Origin of the sequence: Paenibacillus sp. p3-SID867 (assembly GCF_025142895.1) — a bacterium.
Classification (GTDB): domain Bacteria; phylum Bacillota; class Bacilli; order Paenibacillales; family Paenibacillaceae; genus Paenibacillus_AQ.
In genome coordinates this window covers 1-2,479 of record NZ_JAMBDM010000052.1, presented here as the reverse complement: position 1 = coordinate 2,479, position 2,479 = coordinate 1, and the positions used below count along the sequence as shown (strand labels likewise).

Here is a 2,479-nt window from a genome sequence, read left to right as displayed (position 1 = left end):
GGCGTGCGTGCACTCGTAATTGGAGCCGGGCCAATCGGACTTGGTGTCATGGCGATGGCGGCAGCTTCCGGTTCCGAGGTGGCCGCGATGGACGTGAATGCAGACCGTCTTGCCTTCGCCAAATCCTGGGCCAAATCAGTACATACCGTTCTTGCGACAGAAAGCTCGAAGGAGCGCCTGCTTGAATGGAACGATGGAGAACTGCCGTCCGTGGTCATCGACGCGACAGGTAACCTGCGTTCGATGACGGATGCATTCGGGCTGGTAGGGTACGGGGACTCGCTTGTTTACGTCGGACTCGTGAATAGCGATATTACGATTAACGATCCTGATTTTCATGCGCGGGAACTTACGCTTATGAGCAGTCGCAATGCTACACGGGAAGAATGGAAATGGGGCACGGGGATGAAATCGTTATCGCAGACGGTAACTTTCCCGCGGCTAGCCATACCGTTAGACTAATTCGTGCGGACGGTCATGGCATACCAGAAATGGTTTCCGCCCTATTACAGCTATTTCCGTTAGACCAATACGTAGAACGTCCGGTCGCCTTAATGGATCGGGTACCCGGTGATACGATCCAGACTCCAATTTGGCAGGAATATCGAAGAATCCTGGACGCTGGGGGTTATCGCGATACCACCTTCGAAATGCTGGACCGTTTCGACTTTTACGACCGTGCGAAGAATGCATACGCAGTTGTTGCAACAGGAGAGAGGGCGCAGTATGCGAACATTCTATTGAAAAAGGGAGTAATCAAGAAGTAACCATCCAGTATGAATACATGAATGTGAAGATTGTTCCGAATCAAAGAGTGCTGCCTCCGTATGAATGCGGAGTGCATGACAAACGGGGAGGCTATTTTGCATGCTTAAAATGGAAATTGCCAAAGGACCATATGAACCGACTTTCGAATCGCTCCGGAATTTCGAGTGCCCGGACTGGTTCCGCGACGCCAAGCTCGGTATCTGGTCGCATTGGGGTGCTCAATCGGTGCCGATGTACGGCGACTGGTACGCGCGAAACATCTACCTTGAGGGCTCTGACCAGTACCGATATCACATCCGACACTACGGGCACCCGTCGAAATTCGGTTACAAGGACATTATGCAGCTGTGGAAAGCTGAGAAGTTTGATCCGGAAGAGCTGATGGATCTGTAAGTGGCGGCGGGCGCCAAATACTTCGTGGCATAGGCTATGCATCACGATAACTTTTTTAACTACGACTCCAAGCTCCACAGGTGGAACTCGGTCAACATGGGTCCGCACAAGGATATCGTCGGACTCTGGAAGCAATCAGCCGTGAAGCACGGTCTGCCGTTCGGGCTGACCGAGCACCTGGGTGCCACGTTCAGCTGGTTCCACTCGAACAAAGGGCAGGACAAAGAAGGGCCTTATAAAGGTGTTCCCTATGACGGCAATGATCCACAATACGATGATCTGTACCTGCCGAATCGCGAGCACCATGACCCAAGCAAGTCGATGTACGGCCTCGATCCGTGGTACTCGCAGAACAAGTGGTGGCATCAGCGCTGGTACGACATCGTTAAGGAGGTTATTGACCTATATCAACCAGACCTCCTGTACTCGGATGGTGGGCTGCCCTTCCTCAACTGGATGGACAAATCGGATTTCAATCCGGGTCATCCCGATTATCAGGCGGGGGTGCATGCAGTTGCACACCTATATAACACGAGCGCGGCCCTGAACGGCGGCGTCAACAAGGCAGTTTACAACCAGAAGGATCGAAATCAAGAAGTATACAGCATTGGCATTATGGACATCGAACGCAGTCAGGAGCCAGACATCAAGCAGCTACCGATGAAGCATGGATAGAATGGGATACCCAAAGTAGGTGCCAGCTGTAAAATACGTAATCGTCCAAATGAAATAAGAGCAAATTTACTGAAATGTACGCCGCTTAGTCCAATGACCAAGGGGATAACATATCGCACGATTGGAATGAACAAACCAATACACATCGCCCAATTGCCGTGTTTATTCAGAATCAGTTCAGCCTTGATAAAGTGTTTGTTATGTTGAAATCTGTGTTTTATTTTTAGCCCAAATAACTTTCCTACATAATAAGCACTGGTAATGGCCGTTAATAGTCCTGATAAAATACAGAAGTAAGTGATCCATGAATTGATAACACCTGTGTGGCTCAAAATGGCACCGCTGATAAACGTGATCTCATTCGGGATTGGAATTCCGAACGGCCCCAGGGAGAAGGCAAAATAAAAAATCAGATAACTATACTGATTAAGAAGCTCTAAGATCGTATTACTGATCATTGTTCTATTTCCTCTCTTGTCGATATAGAAATCATAATGAAATGAACGATTGTCTGGAGGTGTTTTATTGGTACTCAGCCGGCAAACCCGTATTGGTATGTTATGGGGGGATTACCCATGGACTACAGCTCCAAAGAAAATGGGGAAATTGTGGAGTATGGGCAGGGTAGCCCGAGATGTTTCGC

General features: G+C 49.2%; 3 protein-coding genes and 1 pseudogene. 3 read left to right on the top strand and 1 reads right to left on the bottom strand.

What is annotated here, in order from left to right; translation table 11 throughout:
• The 3 genes and pseudogenes from M4D81_RS34620 to M4D81_RS34610 all read left to right on the top strand — a co-directional run.
• The coding region (locus tag M4D81_RS34620; protein ID WP_260069688.1) for a zinc-binding dehydrogenase at positions 1-462 on the top strand (462 nt) is incomplete at its 5' end.
• The gene (locus M4D81_RS34615) at positions 387-767 is read left to right on the top strand and encodes an RbsD/FucU family protein (RefSeq protein ID WP_260069687.1); all 381 of its coding nucleotides are present in this window, start codon (positions 387-389) and stop codon (positions 765-767) included. The genes M4D81_RS34620 and M4D81_RS34615, both read left to right, overlap by 76 nt.
• A gap of 100 nt (positions 768-867) precedes the next feature.
• Positions 868-1,836: pseudogene (locus tag M4D81_RS34610) on the top strand (alpha-L-fucosidase).
• Here M4D81_RS34610 and M4D81_RS34605 read toward each other — a convergent pair.
• The gene (locus tag M4D81_RS34605; RefSeq protein ID WP_260069686.1) at positions 1,794-2,294 is read right to left on the bottom strand and encodes a DedA family protein; all 501 of its coding nucleotides are present in this window, start codon (positions 2,292-2,294) and stop codon (positions 1,794-1,796) included. The pseudogene M4D81_RS34610 and the gene M4D81_RS34605 sit on opposite strands and share 43 nt — an antisense overlap.
• Between the last annotated feature and the right edge of the window lie 185 nt (positions 2,295-2,479).